Raw genomic sequence first — 18,191 nt, 5'->3', positions numbered from 1 at the left:
AATAAAGCTATTATTAGGAGAATTTATATCAACAACACCAGAAACACCAAATTGGGAACTAACTGTAATATCACTCAATTCTGTTTCCTGGAGACTAAGACCAATTCCAAATATGCCTTGAGTATTAATTTGGACTCTGCCACCATTCCCTTCGGAAGCATCAGCTTTGATATTACTATTTTCTTTAGGAATAGCAACAACAAATTTAGCATTAATATCGATGTTACCACCGTCACCCCTTGCATCGGTAGAAATTTCGCTATTGCGTCGTAACACCAACTTATCACTTAGGGTAAATTTAATATTACCACCATCACGACTGGTAGAGCGGGCAGTAATTGAAGCTTTATCGAGGGTGAGATTTCCACCTGCAATATAAATATTACCAGCCGTTCCCGTACCGTCGCTATTAACAGAAATACGTCCACCATCAGAGATAGTAAATTCCCGTGGGTCAATAATAATGCTACCACCATTACCTGTAGAACCAGGTAATGTGTTGGCGAATAATCCACTATTGGCGCCGTTATTATTCAAAACTTCATTTATTTTCTCATCGCCGGCGCCTGTTTTCCTAAGATTTTCTTCTACTAAAGCGACGCGCTGGTTAAAAGTTGGGTCACTTCCTGATATAGTAATACGGTCTTTGACATTGAGGAGAATATTACCTGCGTTTCCACTGCCTAGAGTAGTTGTCGAAACTTGGGCACCATTAAAAAGTTCAAAAATATTGGCATTGATAGTGATATCACCACCTTTATCCTGATTTGAAGTAATTGCAGATACAATCGCTCCATCAGCAATGCGAATATTTGGGCTAGTAAGGCTAATATTTCCTGCTGCTCCCGATGCACCTGTCTCAGTCAAGCTTCCGATTCCAGTCGAAGAACCATTTGCACTATAACCAGAAAAAATGATGGAATCAGAAGCATTAATGCGAATATCTCCACCTTGACCTTTACCTGGAGGTAAAGAAATATTTCCAAGTTGGTTAGCACTAGAAACACCAGTAAGTACAGAGGAACTTTTTGCTGTTACATTTCTAGCAGTAATATCTATATCTCCACTATTCCCTATACCACCTATTACACCACTCACAATATTACTATTGACAAGTGATATATCCTCAGATAGTTTGATGAAAATATTCCCAGCATTTCCACGTCCAATAGTTGTATTTAGGAAAGAAGAATTATTACTTATGTCTGATTTTCTTGCAGTTAAGCTGATATCTCCAGCATTGCCTTCTCCACCAGTGCTAGCATTCATTTGGGCGCCATCTAGCAAAGAAAATGAATCTGCTTGAATTACTATATTTCCTGCATTACCTTTTGCTCCTAAACCAACAAAATTATCAACACCACCAGAACCATCAATTCCTATAGAACTTGCATCTTTAATACCAGCAAAAACTATCGCTTCGTTAACCTTAATATTCACGTTGCCAGCATTTCCAATACCTCCTAAAGGATTATTATCATTCTTTGGCTGTAATGAAGTTATAATTTTAGCGCCATCTTTAAAAAATAAAGAGCCAGCTTGAATACTTACATTACCAGCATTACCTATCGCTCCAGCCCCAACATTAGCAAAGATATTACTGCTAGTAAAGAAAATAGAGTCATTGGCTTGGATTAAAATATTACCTGCATTCCCATTTCCAAAAGTTGAGCTACCAATTAATGCACCATTAGTCATATTCAAAGAACCAGTAGTAATATTAATGCTCCCAGCATTGCCTCTTGCTCCAGCTTGAACAGCATTAACAATACGACTAGGATTTCCATTATTATTCTTGCTACTATCAAAGCTAATAAAATCGCGAGCATTAATAGTTATATTTCCTGAATTTCCTATTCCATTTGTAATAGACTGAATCTCTGAACCATCACTAACTTCAAGCGAACCAGTATTAATAGTAACATTACCTGCATTGCCTTCGGCACCAGATTCTACTCCAGTAACAATCCCGTTTCTACCAGATAGTGGTCTCGCAAAAATAATTTTATCCCTAACGTTGATATCTACATTACCACCATTACCCTGACCAGCAGGTAAATCTGTTTTTGCATTTACACCTGTTGATAATAAAGCGCTGTTAGTTAAAGAAAGAGAACCAGCTTCAATTTTAATATTGCCACCATTACCAACTCCACCAGCTTCAACATTACTGAAAATATCACCATTGTTAAAATTGACTAAATCTTTTGCTTGTATAAATAAGTTACCAGCATTTCCTATTCCTTGTGTAGCTGTATCTATTTTTGCAGTATCTAATAACGAGAATGAACCCGCATTAATAGTAATATTTCCGCTACGTCCTTCTGCCCCTGTACCTAACTTAGTAAAAATTGCGCTAGGAAATGTATCTCTAGCTCCTGATATATTAACAGCATCACGAACGTTAATATTGACATCACCTCCATTCCCTTTACCACCAGGTAAGTCAGCAGTTTTTCCATCTATTCCCGTCAATATCTGAGAACTATTAGTTAAAGAAAGAGAACCTGATGTAATATTAATATGACCACCATTACCAACAGACCCTTCTGCTACACTACTAAATATATTACTATTATCTAAAAAAGCAAAATCTTTAACTAGAATAGAAATATTACCAGCATTTCCTTGACCAAATGTACCAGAATTAATTTGTGCTTCATCTGTTAAAGACAAAGAGCTAGAAGTGATTGTAATATTGCCTCCACGTCCTTCTGCCCCACGACCTAATACACTACGAATACCGCTAGGTATGCCATCTTTGGCACCAGAAATATTAATTGCTCCACGGACGTTTACATTAACATTTCCAGCGTTACCTTTTCCTGCTGCATTTTCATCATTTTGGCGCCGAACTAATGTTTGAATTTGCGTACCATCAGTAATTGATAGTGAACCAGCCTCAATATTTATATTACCGCCATTTCCTACGGCGCCTGCTTCCACGTTGCCAAATATTCTGCTTGTATCTGCTAAAGAAATAGTAGAACCAGCTTTAAAATTAATACTACCACCATTTCCTACAGCATCAGCTTCTACACTACTAAGAATGCTTGCACCTAATATAGAGATATTATTACCAGCTTCAAGACTGATATTACCACCATTTCCTACGGCGCCTGCTTCTACATTACTATCTAAACTAGAACTACCAGTCAGAGAGATAGCATCATTAATTTTGAGTAATATATTGCCAGCATTACCATTCCCAAAAGTGCTGACATCTAAGAGACTTCCATCAGTTATGGAAAGCGAATTAGCAATAATGCTTATGTTACCTCCATTTCCTCTTGCCCTCGATTGTACACTACTACCAATCAAGCCATCATTTACAAGCACTTTATCTGCTGCAAGTATAGATATATTTCCCGCATTCCCAGTACCAAATGTATCAACGCTCAATGTTGCATCCTTACTTACAATCAATGAACCTGTAATGATATTTATATTACCACTTTTACCAATAGCTTCCTCATTCAAAACATTACTAATACGAGAATTCTCATCAGTTAAAGTAACTGTTCCCGTCGCATTTATTTGTATATCACCCGACTTACTCGTGGGACTACCCAATTTCTTATCAATACCCGCTCTAACAAAACTTCCTCCACTAACATTCACATTCTTTGCAGTAAAAGCAATATCTCCACCACCGGAACCACGAACATTAATTTCTGCTCCATTAGTGACGGATATATTACCCCGTTCCATACCTTCAGGAATGTTAAAACTCAAACTATCACCAGCTACATTAAACCCTACAGTACCAGGCGCCGCTAAACTCCCAAGCTCTATTCTTCCGTTATACGCGCGCAGTCCACCACCTTCTATATTGATATCACCACCCAAAAACAACAAACTCTTACCATCCGGCACACGCAACCCGGTGATATTATCACCAACTAGATTTTTTTCCGCAGGTGCAACAGAACGATTGGTAATATTACCTCTAGATATTTGATTAAATAAAAAAGCGGAAGGATTGATTGTCAGCACATCAGCAGGTTGACCACCACTCGCATTGTATACTCCGCGTTCGCCAAACTGAATTCCGTTTGCCGTCGTCGCTAAAAACGAACCACCAACATCTAACCTCGCATTTTGCCCGAACAGAACTCCATTCGGATTCATTAAATATAGATTTGCTGTGGAAGGTGTGAAGTTATTTGCTTGATGTACACCCAGAGTTCCAAAGATTTGTGAAGGGTTAGTTCCTGTTACTCGTGCAAAAATATTTTGGATATTGGCATTGGGAGTCAGAAAATAAGCTCCTCGGTTTTCGCTGATGTTAAACTCTCTGAGACTATGAAACAAATTCTGCCCACGTTCGGCGCCACCTATTATTGCATCGTTCGTGGCGCCGTTGAAGTTGAAAATAACTCTCGAAGACTCAGTTGCTCCTAGTGTTTCGTCGGGTACAATGTTACTTTGGGCAAAACTAGAACTGATAGACGTAGTGAAAGCACTTACGCATCCAAGTAAAAGAGATGTAGTCAAACGCCAAATAATACTGCCCAAACCAACATTTTTCACTTCGAGTCTCCCCTGGTGTTGAAAAGTTCAATGTTTCGGAACAATTGATTTACTAATGGGCGCCTGTCTACACTTATCCAAGCAAGACAAACCGAGAGTAATAATCAATATGTCTTTAAAAATACCATGAGAATGTTTCCACACAAAAGTAATCTATACTACATTCATATATCACCCTAATAGTGGTATGGTTTTGTCTATATATAAATTTAAAATCCTCCCTTAGTCTGGTTTTCGTTTAAAAACCTTTAGAATCAGCCAATGAAACACCTATCTCGCAAGCATCAATTACTGATATCCCTTTGCTGCATTAGCCTTACGGTATGTTTGTGGTTAGGTAATGTTACATCTAGTACTATTCAAATTCAAATCGGTAAAGCTACAAATGCACAAAACAGTACATCAAGTCAATGGGTACAAGAAGGTGTCAAAAAATATCAAGCAAACCAATACCTTGATGCAATTGAAGATTGGAACAAAGCTCTAGATATTGAAAAAAATAATAGTAATCCTCAAAATAAAGCAATCATTTTAGAAAACTTAGCCAGAGCATACCAGCAAGTAGGGCAAACAGAAAACGCAATAAAACACTGGGAAAATGTAGTACAAACGCAGCAACAGTTGAGAGATGTAACAAAACTTGGACGCGCGCTTACCGAACTAGCACAGGTATACACTAGTTACGGGCAACCCAAAAAAGCGATAGAGCTTTTGTGTAATCCCGATAAGAGCAATAACTGTCAAACTGGTTCAGCGGTGCAAATTGCTAAACATAATACAGATATTGAGGGAGAAGTCGCTGCATTGGGAAGTTTAGGAGATGCTTATCAGTTATTGGAAGGTTGCGAAGAAAAAAGAAAATGTCGGGCAATACAAAGTCTTAAAGACAGCCTTAATAAAATTAAGCAAAACAACAAAAATAATAATAATCAAAATTATGAAATTTATGTATTGAATAGCTTAGGTAATATTTATACTAATCGTGCATCATTGAGTTACCGTCGTGCTTTTTTTATTGAAAAGCAGGAGTTTAATAATTTTCCTAATAGAAAACCTGATTTACAAAACAATGAACTTGATTCACAAAAAAAGAGGACAGAAGCAAAAGAAGATGATACAATTGCATTAAATAATTTTCAAGACAGCTATAATATTGCTCAAAAATTAGACGAAAAAGCCGCAAAAGTCAAAATTTTACTCAATGAAATTCCTATTTATTACCGTACAAATCAAGGAGACAAAGCGAAGCAAGCATGGAAAAAAGTTAGAGAATTATCAAATTCTTTACCCAAAAATAGTCAAATAGTTTATACATATATTGACTTAGCGGATAAATTGCAGTCAACAGTAGATAATAAAGGTGTACCATTAAATCTTAATAAATGTTTGCAAACATTAAACAACTCTCCTGAAGATTTTAATGAAGCTCAAATACTACTCAAGGAAGCTGTAAAAATTGCTCATAAAATTAAAGATAGTCGTGCAGAGTCTTTTGCACTTGGCAAATTGGGTAAATTATTTGAGTGCAGTAATAAATATGATGCAGCGTTAGCATATACTCAAGAAGCTAGAAAAGTAATAGAACAAAACTTAGCAGCGAAAGATAGCTTATTTATTTGGGAATGGCAAGCAGCACGAATTTTAAAACAGCAAAATAAGATGAATGAAGCGATTATTGCTTATCAAAATTCTATACACACTTTAGAAAAAGTTCGCCAAAACACACTGAATGAGAATCGAAACTTTCAATTTGACTTTCAAAACGAAGTTGAACCAATTTATCGCGAATTAATTGCACTACAGTTAAATATAGAAGTTGGAGAAAAAGAAAATAAATTAAATAATCAAAATTTAGTAGATGCGTTAGAGACAATCGACTCGTTTAAAATAGCAGAATTACAAAATTATTTTGGTAGCGATTGTATAATTACTGTTTCTAATGAAAACAAAAAAGACAAAAAAAATAGGTTTAAAAATAAAATATTGTCTTTAACCAATGATAAAAAAACGGCTATTATTAGTTCGATTATCTTAGAAGATAAAATCGCGATTATTCTAACTTTACCTAATGGAGAATTAAAAATTAAATTGGGAGATAGAGAAACTATTCAGAAACAAGTAATTGAGTATAGTAACGGGTTAAAAGAAGATGCTGAAGATAAATATCGTATACCAGCACAGCTTCTTTATAATCAGATTATCCGCGAATTTGAGCAAAGCTTAACACCTTCTATAAATACGCTTGTATTTGTGCAAGATGGAATTTTTCAGAGTGTCCCAATGGCAGCTTTGCATGATGGCAAGAATTTTTTAGTTCAAAAATATGCAGTAGTAAACACACCTACTCTCTTACTGACAGATGATAAGGACTTTGAACGAAAAAACTTGCAAGTATTAGCATTAGGTTTAACTGTTAAAAAGAAACCATTTCCACAGTTAAAAAGTGTAGAAACAGAATTACAAGCTATTCCAAATCGTATAGAACTTAAAAATGAAAAATTTACACGTGAAAATATTGAAAAAGAATTAAGTAGGCAGATATATTCTGTAATTCATATTGCTACTCATGGAAAGTTTGGTATAGAGCCAAAAGATACATTTTTAGTTACATGGGATAATGACAATTTTACTATTAACGAACTAGATAGAATAATTCGCAAGACTACAACAAAACAGAATAGAATTGATTTACTTACTCTTACTGCTTGCAACACTGCTGTAGGAGAATCATTAGGATTGGCAGGAGTTGCCATACAAGCAGGAGCAAAAAGTATCCTAGCATCATTATGGTCAATTAATGATCAAAGCACATCAAAGTTAGTTCAAGCTTTTTATACAGGTTGGAAAGACCCTGAACTAACTAAAGCAATAGCATTACAAAAAGCTCAAATTGCACTAATTAAAAATTCTATATATCAACATCCTTATTTTTGGGCGCCATTTGTACTAGTAGGCAATTGGCAATAAAGGTTAATCCTAAGAAACCGAATTTCTAATAAGAAGCTCGGTTTCTGTTCGAGATGCAAGATAAAATATTACTTACTAATACTTTTCTAACTCATTAATTATTCCTTTTAATCGCTGCTGTAATTCTTTATTGGCATTTTCATTGTCATTTTCATTGGCATCTTCATAAACATCTTCTTCTATTAATGTACTAAGTAACAATCGTTGATAATCTCGTGTTGATTTATCTTGTGACGCGCGCAAAGTTTGCATAAATGCATCATACCATATACCATCACTTGCATAAATTTTTGCTTTGTCTAATGGATTACTACGCGATTTAATTGTGTTTTTTAATTCAGGTGATAGCTCATCTAATGTAAATTGAGATTCGTCTTGATATGAGTCTGAAATATCAGACGAATTACAGTAAATTTTTACTCGCCAAGTATACTGTTCGTTGTAGAATAGTTTAGAAGTTTTAGGTAGTGTATACTCATTAATTCCCTTTTTGCTCAGTATTTCACCCATACTTGTTGAGTAAAAGGGTTCTTGTTCTTCATTTCGATATACAAAAATTCTTATTAGGTAAGTTCCTGAGTCAGGTACATACCAAGCTAAAGTAGGATTTTCTGATGTCATTAGACCCAAATGCTTCTTAGTCCCTAAAGTTGTCAACTGTATTTGTGAATTCGTTTCCTCACAAGAACCAGAACCACGTTTTGCAGTAATTGTTGTTTGACTTGTAATTTTTTTAGCATTTGTACGTTTTTTGTAACCCTCTGTTACATTTAGTTTTTTCGGTTGTTTAGTAGTGTTATTTTGACTAATCAAAGATTGATTATTAGTTATATAGTAAGCGCTTACTGGATTCAAAATACTAAAAAACAGTATTAACGAATAAAACAAAGAGATGTATTTATTTTTTAGATTCCCATAGGAAATTTTCTGCTTGTTCATAGTTTTAACCCAAATATTATCTTATTTATAGAATACGAGGTTTTACTTAGAAAAACTACAAACATAAATGTCTGTTTATATGCAGAAAAATGCACTAGTACATTATGTCTAAATATTTTATACTCTGTATCGTAAGCAAAAAAAAATCATGTAGAGACTTTACATGTAAGGTCTCTACATTATAGGTTCTAATTATTTTCCATATTACCAGATAAGTTCACAAATGGTGCCACTGATAATTGGTAATGATAAAAAACAGGAATTTTTAATTAAATTATTTTAAATTTATCTTTTGAGTATAAGCGTTACTCCTGTATAACTTTTAATAGCTTTGCTTGCTTGCGGTAATTTTTTATATTTCTGCCTAATTCTTCTAACACTTGGTCTTTTTGGTTGTTTACTAGTGTTATTTTGACTCATGAAAAATTGATTATTAGGTACAGAATGAGCGCTTACTGGGGCTACAAAGCTAAAAAATAGTATAAATGAATATAGTAAAGGTATGTATTTGTTTTTCCAACTTTTATAAAAAGTTTTCTGATTATTCATAGTTTTCGTATGTGGTAATATTATAAGTCCTAATTGTTTTATATATTTACCAGATAAATTCACAAACAGTACCTTTTGGACTATGGGAGTATCTACGGAAGTCTCCCCGAAGGTTGTTTGCTAATTTATGAGTTAATTTTGTTCCCAAAGACTGAGATGGAGATGTCTCGTGCATTCCTATTCCATTATCTATAACTCGAATTACTTGCTTCCCATTTTCTTGTTTACAAACAATATGCAAGCGTGTGGCGCCTTTGGCATGTTTACCAACGTTAAGTAATGCTTCCTCAAAAAATCTACATAACCCCCGCTTATCTTCTGTATTCAGCTTAGAATCATCAAGTGGGTCGAAGTTAATAATTTTAACTTGAATACTTTTAAAATAGGGAAAATCTTTTTCTAAAGTATGTATATAAACATTTTGTAACAATTCCCGTAGTGGTTGACGTAAATTGATTTTCATATCATTTCCCAATACCAAAACATTCTCTTCATCTAGTACATGTGATTTATCGTCATCACAAATATCTCGTATTTCTTTATTTAAATATTCTAATTTTAATAATAAAGACTCAGATATATTATCTTTCTCTCTAAGAAGTAACTGTAGAGTTTGTAGTGGTTCGTTATGAATTCTCGTAAAAATACGTTGTTTAACTAATTCTTTTTCTTTAAGTCTTGACTCGCGTTCTTTAATATCTTGGTAGTAACGGTAAAATAATGTAGCTGTTAATCCTCCGCCATTTAGCCACAAAATTATTAAACTTGGAACAACAGGAACCCACCAACCAAGAATAATTAATCCATAGCAAAATAAAAGTAAGAAACCGCTACTAGTCAGTAAAACAACCATTATTTTCCAGGGTGAACGTAAAAATCTTCCAAGACTTATTCCTACTATCCCCCAACTAAAAATCCATATATACTCCCAACCATCAGACCAAACGTTGAGTAATGGCCTTCTATCTAATACCGCACTAATAATTTGACTTATAGCATGGGCTTGGGCTTCTACACCATATAATAGTGCTGGATTTATCCCTCCAACTGCGGATGAGTTGACAATATCTTTAGCACTTAAAGCAGTGATACCCACTAATACAATACGATTTTTAAAAAATCCAGGTTTCACTTTTCCACTTTCAACTTCACCAGCGGAGATAAAACGAAAGGGTTGATTTCCACTGCGATAGTTCAATAATATTTGATTTTCGCCTTCATCTGCATTAATATATCCTCCAAAATTACGTTGAAAGCGCGTTAGTTCTAGGGAACCAAAACGAGCAGCAAGTGGGTCTTTGTTTCCTGGTTCTAGTCTAATATTTTGGTCATGAATTTGTAAATAATGTGCTGCTAATAATAAAGAAAGAGATAAGCGAGGTTCTGCTGACCCATAAGAAATATCTAAAATACTGCGTCGTAAGTAACCATCGTCATCAAGTATCGCATCTGCGAAACCAACCATTTCTGGAGCTATTTTTGGTGGTGGTGCTATCGTATAGCCATCACGGTCTTTTAAGACTTTTTCAACTGCGAATACATCTTGATTGTTTTTATCACTAAAAATCGCATTTAATTGCTTATCTCCGGGTTTAACAGGAACATTCCGAATGATATCAAGACCAATTAAAGCCGGTTCATAGGAACGAATCTTTTTTAATAAATTAGCAATGTTACCATCTGGAATTGGGTAAGTTTTGGCTTTTTCAATATCCTTCTCAGTAATGCCAACAATTACGATTCTTTCATCTACTGGTTCTGGAGGACGTAACCGTAAGAAATTGTCTAACATTACTAATTCAAAAAATTGTAATGAACCTGTTAGACGTGCGATGATAACAGCAAGAAATATTAGTAAACCTGGCAGTAAACCAACTTGCCAAACAGCTAATTCTGATTTCACTTTATTCCAAAATGGATGCATAATTATTAACTTAAAAATATTTTATTTTTAATGAAGAATTCATTTATTAATCAATTAATCCTTCTTCTCTAGCTCGTATACCTGTTTGAATCCGGAGATTTATTCTTTTTTCTGGACAATCATAAATACTCAATGCATCCTGAATATTTGACCAATGGCGCCGTACTGTTCTCTCACTTATATTCATCTCCTCGGCTATTGCTTTGTCTTGCAATCCATGATTAAAAGCAAAATTCAATACTCTTAACCAGTCTTCTTTAATTTCCAACCCTGAACGCATTTCTTTAGGTGTATAAGTGACATCATTAAGTGCCCAGTCTACCCTAGTTAACATTTCTTGTGTTGTGAGCTTTTTTTCTGCGACTATAAACCCGGCACCATGTTCATGAATTGCGAATTTTAATTTCACCAAAGGACGGAAATCAGCACTTTGTACGACAATAGGTAACTTGGGATAGCGCTCCATCACCGTCTTAATTAAATTAATTCCTACCTCTGAACGTGCGTTTCCTCCATCTTTATCTGGTATAGAAATATCAACTACAAATAAATTGGGCTTAACATTATCTAACTTTTCTAAAGCTTCCCATGCGTTTTTAGCTGTATGCATATCCACTTTTGGGTAGTGCTGCTCTAAAACCTGGACAGTTGAGCCTAAAATTAACTCATGGTCATCAACTACTAAAATCTTTAATATTTCTTGGTTAGATAAAGTTTGACTCATGGTAAATACTCCAAGTGAAAAGTAGGTTTATGACTTATGACAATTTACATCGCTTCTCCAATTGAAACGACATATTAATATTGCATCTTTTTGATGATAATAAAATTTTCCAGAAATTAAAATAGCAAAAACTCTATTGATATAATTTAACTCTCTTATTCGTCTGAATTTGTTGACAACAAGAGTATCTTGATAATTAAATTTGACTGTTACTTCATTTAAATCTCCTTGCTTGGCTAAACAAACTTGTATTTGCTGCGGTATTTTATCTTGCAATAAAATAACTTGGAACAATCGATTTAGTACCGATAACAAGACTCGACTGTGTATAGGAGACTCGTTATCCCAGTCAACAGGTAGTTTCATCATCCAACTTGCTGCTGTCACTTTTATCTTCCAAGTAGAAACCAAGTACTGAATCGCCAATGGTAGACTATCGTTGACATAAGCAGGGGATAGGTGATTAATCAACTCCGTAACTGCATCATATATCTTTTCGATGCTATTTAAGTATTTTTCCTTAACTTTGCCAGAATTTGACGTGAGATTTCCATTTGATAGTTCTATACTCCGGCGAAGGAAAAAAGACTCTTGTAACAAGCCATTTTTAGCAAACTCCGCTTCTTCGTTGAATTCTATAGATTGCCTCTCATACCACCACTGCAATGCATTTTTTGTACGATAACGTGAACCCAGAAGCATTGCTATTGGTATAAAAGTAGTTAAGATTACAATCTGCTCAACAGAAATCATTGTTTGAATGTAAATAATAAATAAATTGTCATAGACCACACAACTATATACGTTGATGATTCAATATAGAGTAATACTTTTAACAATGTAAGAGTTCTCTGTGTCAAAGTATAGGCAGAAAGTACTTAAAAGTGTGGCACTTTTATGCCATCAGCCAAAATCTGATAATATTATTGTATTACTGACAATCCTGACCCTGATATAATCGCTAGCATTAGTACAGATTTACGCTGGTAAGTGGCGCCGGATTTAAATTTAAGTTTAGATTATGGAATTCCCCGATAAAATATCATCTTAGCGGAAGACGTAGCATATGAATTAATGCAACACCTGTAATTCCCCCATATGTGATTCCCATTATCACCCCAGTCAGAACTAAATTAAAAAAAGTTCCTGTACCCAAACTTATATATCCCAATAATACACCTATAGCAGAAGCAAAAGCGTTTGCATTAACCCACAAAGTTATTTGCTTGATACTTGCTTGCAATCTTTCTATCATTGCCAAACCCTGAGCAAAACCCATCAAAATCCCCATACAAATTCCCAGCCAAAATAATTTTATAAATATAAATAAAGTCCCTACCCCTTCAGTATTTAACAACAATTCTAAAATAATTACCGTACTTAGCAGCAATAACAATATCCACCCTAAAAATGCTGCAATTGTTGTTCCGGCTAACCAGAATATGAAATTACGAATATACCGACGCAAAACCCAATATCGTGCAATTCCTAATATAACCCCTCTAATTAATCCAACTAAAATCAATATATGATTAGAATTTCCATTCTCACCAAATTTAACCGAATGAATCATAATTGAAATTATCGTAAAACTCAGAATCTCTGCCACTACATTCACAATTATCCATTTTTCCCATAAAATTAATGTATGTCTGCAGATCAAATTTCGAGGTGTGGGTTTCAGAGCTTGCATCATAATCTCCATCACAAAGCTAATAATTCATGTTATGCAGTATTTCAATCGATACGTACTGTTGCAAATAAAGCGGTGCCACTTCCATCAGCACTAACACCTACACAACTTCCGCACATACCTTCATCACCACTAGCAGATTTAGTATTTAACAAAAATGGAACAAATGTGATAGCAAAAACAGCAGTCATTGTCGCCACAGACTTAAAAAAGTGTTGCATAATAGCCTCTATTCAACTCAGTTGTAAATTTTTTCAGATGTTTAAGCCGTCAGTGTTTTTACTGACACTTTCAGATTAAAATAACAGCCAAGTAAATAAAATAACCAAAGCGACCACTTTACTGGCACGAAAAGTTGCCAACAATGGCACAAAAGTGTAATAGACCCTAAATAAGTCGGCGCCAAACACAAATACAGTAGAGACGCGATTAAATCGCGTCTCTACAATGTGCTGATTATTTCACGATAAATGTCGCGCCATCACTAAGTTGAGAACTACCGTCACTGAAATTTGCAGTTATCCACCATTCTGCACTGGCTCGTGCAAAACGCACCCCAGGACTGACTGTACAAGTACTGTTGCTAGTACAATTAGCTTGTGTAGGAGTAAAATCGCGATTAATTTTACCTGCTACATTAGGGTTGCTATACTCGTTAACCCAAAGTTTGTAACTGGTAGCTCCAGGTACTGCTTGCCAAGAAAAACTTGGCGTATTTGTTGTAATTTCACCTTTAGGCGAGATAAGTACTGGCTTTGTCACACTCACAAGCTGCTTAAAAGTTTGACCAGAAGGTTTAATTTGACCGTTAATGTCAAAAAGTCCAAACCTACCCTCACGGTCATCTTTTGCATATCGGTCAACAAGTTGATACCAACAAGCAACAGGAACAAAATTCCAAGTGTTAATTAAGGCGATAGAAGAGCGCAGATGGTCAGCTTGGTCGTTTGGAAATTTAGAGCCATTCCATCCAGTTGTGCTACTGAAACCAAATTCAGTAAACCAAATTGGCTTATCATCGCTTTTGGCTAACATAGCTTGTCTAACTCGCTCAACACCAATTTTGAAGCACCACAATTTAGAATTTTCAACTCCTGCTGGACATTCATTTGGTCCATAACTCCTACCACTAGAATCACCAGGATAAACACCAGTGTAAGGATGCATTGACAGCGCATCAAAGTAACCCTTAATGCCAGCCTTATACATTTCGTTTACATAATCAACATCCCCAGCAGCAATGGCGCCTGCTAATACTGTAGCCTTGGGGTCAACACTTTTGATTTTAGTGTAAGATGCTTTTACTAAATTTGTGTATTGCGATGCACCTTGAAGATCAATAAACAAATTGCTCAAATCATTGATTGTAAAAGGACGAGAGCCAAGTGGTTTCCAATTAGCTTTAAGATTAGGCTCATTCCAAATTTCCCAAGCATAAACCCGACCACGATAACGCTGTACAAGTTTAGCAATAGCGTTTGCATAATCATTGTAATTGATTGGTGGGTATAGCAAGTAATCGGTGTAATTTGAGTCGTTGCATCTTTTATTTGGTGCAGATGAAGCCCAACACGGTGTCTGTCCTAATTCAATAATCAGCTTAATTCCCGCATTTTCGGCAGCAGACACATCTGCGTCTAATTCATCCCAGAACCATTGCGGAGTTATTCCTGCTTGTTGCGGTTCCATTAAATGCCAAGTTACTGGTAAACGAACAACTTTTGCTTCTACTTGTTGCACTTGACTAATTCGCTCTGGCAAATTACGTCCTACCTGTCTGGCAATATTAAACTCATGTACTCCATATAGCTTACTACTACTTTGTTGTGCGCTAATCGGTCGAAAAAATATAATTTGAGAGAAAAATAATATCAATTGCAAAACAACCACTAACATTAAAATTGATATGAATTTTCGCATGAGCAATCTCCTTATTTTTCTTGAAGTTCATACTCTTACTTTTCCACACTACCAAAATTTAGGCGCCTAAAAATATACCCAAACTCTGACCAGAAGCTAGCTTAAAAGTACCAGTGGGTAAACCTGCGGTAAAAGTAGTGCGAACATCTGCAACCAAATCAAAACCAGACCCCCTCGCAACAAACAAATCAAACCCAGCAGCATCTCGTCTAGCAAAATAAGTTTCACCAACCCCCAACCGAATCACATCTCCACCAGATAAATCCGAGATTTGAGCATAATCACCATTACCAAAACCATAGTAAGACCCACTGCCGTCGCCTAGAACAAATGCATCATTATTATCTCCACCAACCAAAACATCAAACTCACCCTTACCGCGCGAAAATTGATTAGTCCCCAACAAAATATCATCACCAGCATCACCAACCACCAAATCATTGCCAGCAGAACCAATCAATAAATCATTGCCACCACCACCAAAAAGAGAATCATTGCCAGCAAAACCATCAATCGTATTATTAAAATTATTGCCTACAACCTTATCACTATTACCAGTAGCCAAAACGTTAGTAAAATTTACCACTTGAAAATTCAGCGAACCAATTCCTGGAACATTGTTAACAGTCAACCGATTTTGGCTTAAATCAATATTTAAAGAAGCTCCTTCCGCACCACTCGAAGCATTGATTGTATTTCCTAAAACATTAGGAGCAATAATTCTTTCAACATCCAATAATTGGTCAGTTCCGAAACTACTTTTACCAATACCACCACGAGGAAAAAGTGAGATAGCTTGCCCAAAATTACTGTAATCAACAGTATCAAAACCGCTACCACCATTAATTAAATCATTTCCAGCAGAAGAAACAAAAGTATCATTACCTACAGAACCAAATAATCTGTCATTATTTTTAGTACCAAAAATCGTCATTGATTTTTCTCCAATTTAATTACTTTTCAAAAACAAATATCTTTGTGCAGTAGGTTGGGTAGAGGAACGGAACCCAACAGCCAACTCCTCATTAATGTTGGGTTACGCAAAGCCTGCACCCAACCTACAATTTGCTTAAAACCTATAACCAACACCAACTTTCCAAAGTGTTCCACCCCCATTAGTGAAATAAGTTCCATCACCATAGAGGACAACATTTTGGTTAATAGCTCCCTCGGCGCCTGCTTGCACCACAGCGCCAGTGCCCAAAGAAACCGAAGAATTGCTATCACTTATCGAAACCGCAGAACCACCAATACCTGCATAAATATTTGCGTTTTTACCAATACCAAAATCATAAGTAACAGTCGGTACAACCAAAGTTGCACATAAACCACTATCACAAGCACCCGTAACAGTAGTTCGTATCGAAACAGGATTTAAATCAATACGTCCTGTTACAGATGCTGCGGCGCCACTTCCATCAGCACTAACACCAACACCTATATAACTTCCGCGCATTCCTTCATCCGCACTAGCAGACTCAGTATTTAATAAAACTGGTACAGATGTAGCAGCACAAACAGCAGCCATCGTCACCACAGACTTCAAAAAGTGTTGCATAATAACCTCTATTAACGCGCGTTCTTAATTTTTTTCAGATGAGTGTAAATAGGAAATCAAACATCTGTATAATTACTTTTCAGCTTTAGAACTTGATGTTTGAGCCGTCAGTGTTTTTACCGACACTTTGAGAATAAAACAGCAAGCAAGTAGATAAAAGAACCAAAGTGACCACTTTACTGGCATGAAGAGTTACCAGTAAATGGCACAAAACTGTAATAGACCCATCCGAAAATAAAATTTGCGGTTTCCAGTGGGATTCCTTAATTCCAGCTACATATCCTTCAATAGTTTTAGGCGATAGGAAAGGAATTGTCATTCCCCAAGATCATCAAGAATAAATTGACGGGGATTTTTCAGAATAAAAGTACCATTTTCTTTAATTAACTCACCTGTGCAGTAAACAGGAAGACGTTCTTGATAAGCTTTAAGTGCAAGAATATAGTCGTGATCTGCTAACTCAGTATGAATAGGGCGTAACTTATCAACAACGACACCAAGTAGCGTAACTTCTCCACCAAGGTATCCAGCATGTGGAGTTGCAATATGAGTAATAACTCCCTGAATAGTAGTATTAGGCAAGTTTGTAACTAAGGCGCCTAATATTTCAAACTGTGAACGGTTTTCTGCAAGAGCAAGAGTTTCTACAACTTCTGCCATGCGTCTATTAAAATCTACAACTTCTGGTTTGAGGGGAAGTAAAATTTCAAAATCGTCTAAAGTCCATATACTAGCTTTGTCACCACGGAGTTGCTGTTGCTGCCAACCATGTGCAGCTAAGTACATTTTTACTTGTTGAGGGTCAAGATATTGAAATTTTCCTATATCCGGGAATATTGCTGTCATAATACTTCTTGGGCAGCTATACGTTCCATTATAGTTCTGAGTGCATTGGGACTAAATATATTTTGGCGTGGAATTTCGATAGTAATGGTTGCTTGGTCGTCAAGCAGTGGTTGTCCTCGTAGTGATAACCAATACGCACAACGTTTGATACATAAAGATTCTTCGGTTTGAGACAACCAGTCATCTACATCTGTTGGTAGCAAGACAACTATCAACAGTTGTGGCACAAAAGGGTCTTGTTCACGAAGTTCGTTATAATTCTTAGCTTTTAACCTATATTTAATAAGCTCATCTTTAAGACTATCTTGAGATGTCGATTTAATTTGTACATCGAATCTAGGTAAACGTTTTGAATTAATTTTTCCCGGTACGGTTATCGTAGCGTCTATACCACTATCATCTAACCTACGTGTAGCAGTTTGGAGAGAGTAACCCACACTACTTGTAACAGCATTAATATAAGCAAGACTAAAGTCTTCTTTTTGAGTGTTAAGAGTCATTCTCAAAAAATTAAATTGTATTAATATAGTAGTTCCAA

At 35.7% G+C, this 18,191-nt stretch carries 14 protein-coding genes; 1 reads left to right on the top strand and 13 read right to left on the bottom strand.

Annotation, left to right across the window (positions count from 1 at the left end; all coding sequences use genetic code 11):
- Positions 1-4,533: beta strand repeat-containing protein (locus AC2JBO_RS00440; RefSeq protein WP_496951639.1), on the bottom strand; the 4,533-nt coding region annotated here is incomplete at its 3' end.
- A gap of 261 nt (positions 4,534-4,794) precedes the next feature.
- On the opposite strand from AC2JBO_RS00440, the gene AC2JBO_RS00435 reads away from it, so the two are divergent.
- On the top strand, positions 4,795-7,500 hold the full coding sequence (locus tag AC2JBO_RS00435; RefSeq protein ID WP_496951638.1) for a CHAT domain-containing protein: 2,706 nt from the start codon (positions 4,795-4,797) through the stop codon (positions 7,498-7,500).
- A 75-nt stretch (positions 7,501-7,575) separates the two neighbouring features.
- Here the strand turns inward: AC2JBO_RS00435 and AC2JBO_RS00430 are convergent, their stop codons facing one another.
- From AC2JBO_RS00430 to AC2JBO_RS00375, 12 genes are all read right to left on the bottom strand, one after another.
- Entirely contained in the window at positions 7,576-8,439 is an 864-nt protein-coding gene (locus tag AC2JBO_RS00430) for a DUF928 domain-containing protein (protein ID WP_496951637.1), read from the bottom strand.
- A gap of 285 nt (positions 8,440-8,724) precedes the next feature.
- On the bottom strand, positions 8,725-9,051 hold the full coding sequence (locus AC2JBO_RS00425; RefSeq protein ID WP_496951636.1) for a hypothetical protein: 327 nt from the start codon (positions 9,049-9,051) through the stop codon (positions 8,725-8,727).
- Complete coding sequence (locus AC2JBO_RS00420) at positions 9,035-10,891, bottom strand: CHASE2 domain-containing protein (RefSeq protein ID WP_496951635.1); 1,857 nt, start codon at positions 10,889-10,891, stop codon at positions 9,035-9,037. The genes AC2JBO_RS00425 and AC2JBO_RS00420 overlap by 17 nt, the downstream gene beginning before the upstream one ends.
- 67 nt (positions 10,892-10,958) lie before the next feature.
- Positions 10,959-11,636: a DNA-binding response regulator gene (locus tag AC2JBO_RS00415; protein WP_496951634.1), complete on the bottom strand. Its 678-nt coding sequence runs from the start codon at positions 11,634-11,636 to the stop codon at positions 10,959-10,961.
- Positions 11,637-11,663: 27 nt separating this feature from the next.
- Positions 11,664-12,428, bottom strand: coding sequence for a hypothetical protein (locus AC2JBO_RS00410; protein ID WP_496951633.1), 765 nt, complete (start codon positions 12,426-12,428; stop codon positions 11,664-11,666).
- Positions 12,429-12,678: 250 nt separating this feature from the next.
- Entirely contained in the window at positions 12,679-13,332 is a 654-nt protein-coding gene (locus tag AC2JBO_RS00405) for a hypothetical protein (RefSeq protein ID WP_496951632.1), read from the bottom strand.
- Between the two features lie 41 nt (positions 13,333-13,373).
- Complete coding sequence (locus tag AC2JBO_RS00400) at positions 13,374-13,550, bottom strand: hypothetical protein (protein ID WP_496951631.1); 177 nt, start codon at positions 13,548-13,550, stop codon at positions 13,374-13,376.
- Between the two features lie 235 nt (positions 13,551-13,785).
- A complete protein-coding gene (locus AC2JBO_RS00395; RefSeq protein ID WP_496951630.1) occupies positions 13,786-15,249 on the bottom strand; it encodes a cellulase family glycosylhydrolase in 1,464 nt (487 codons plus the stop codon).
- A 58-nt stretch (positions 15,250-15,307) separates the two neighbouring features.
- Complete coding sequence (locus tag AC2JBO_RS00390) at positions 15,308-16,183, bottom strand: calcium-binding protein (RefSeq protein WP_496951629.1); 876 nt, start codon at positions 16,181-16,183, stop codon at positions 15,308-15,310.
- 135 nt (positions 16,184-16,318) lie between these two features.
- Positions 16,319-16,807, bottom strand: coding sequence for a hypothetical protein (locus tag AC2JBO_RS00385; protein ID WP_496951628.1), 489 nt, complete (start codon positions 16,805-16,807; stop codon positions 16,319-16,321).
- 315 nt (positions 16,808-17,122) lie between these two features.
- A complete protein-coding gene (locus AC2JBO_RS00380) occupies positions 17,123-17,653 on the bottom strand; it encodes a hypothetical protein (RefSeq protein WP_496951627.1) in 531 nt (176 codons plus the stop codon).
- Complete coding sequence (locus AC2JBO_RS00375) at positions 17,650-18,153, bottom strand: DUF4365 domain-containing protein (protein WP_496951626.1); 504 nt, start codon at positions 18,151-18,153, stop codon at positions 17,650-17,652. Before AC2JBO_RS00375 ends, AC2JBO_RS00380 begins: the two co-directional genes overlap by 4 nt.
- Positions 18,154-18,191 lie beyond the last annotated feature (38 nt).

This window comes from Calothrix sp. CBUCES-K 9914, from assembly GCF_059640475.1.
The sequence above is the reverse complement of the archived record's forward strand: the minus strand, read 5'-3'. Positions and strand labels throughout refer to the sequence as shown.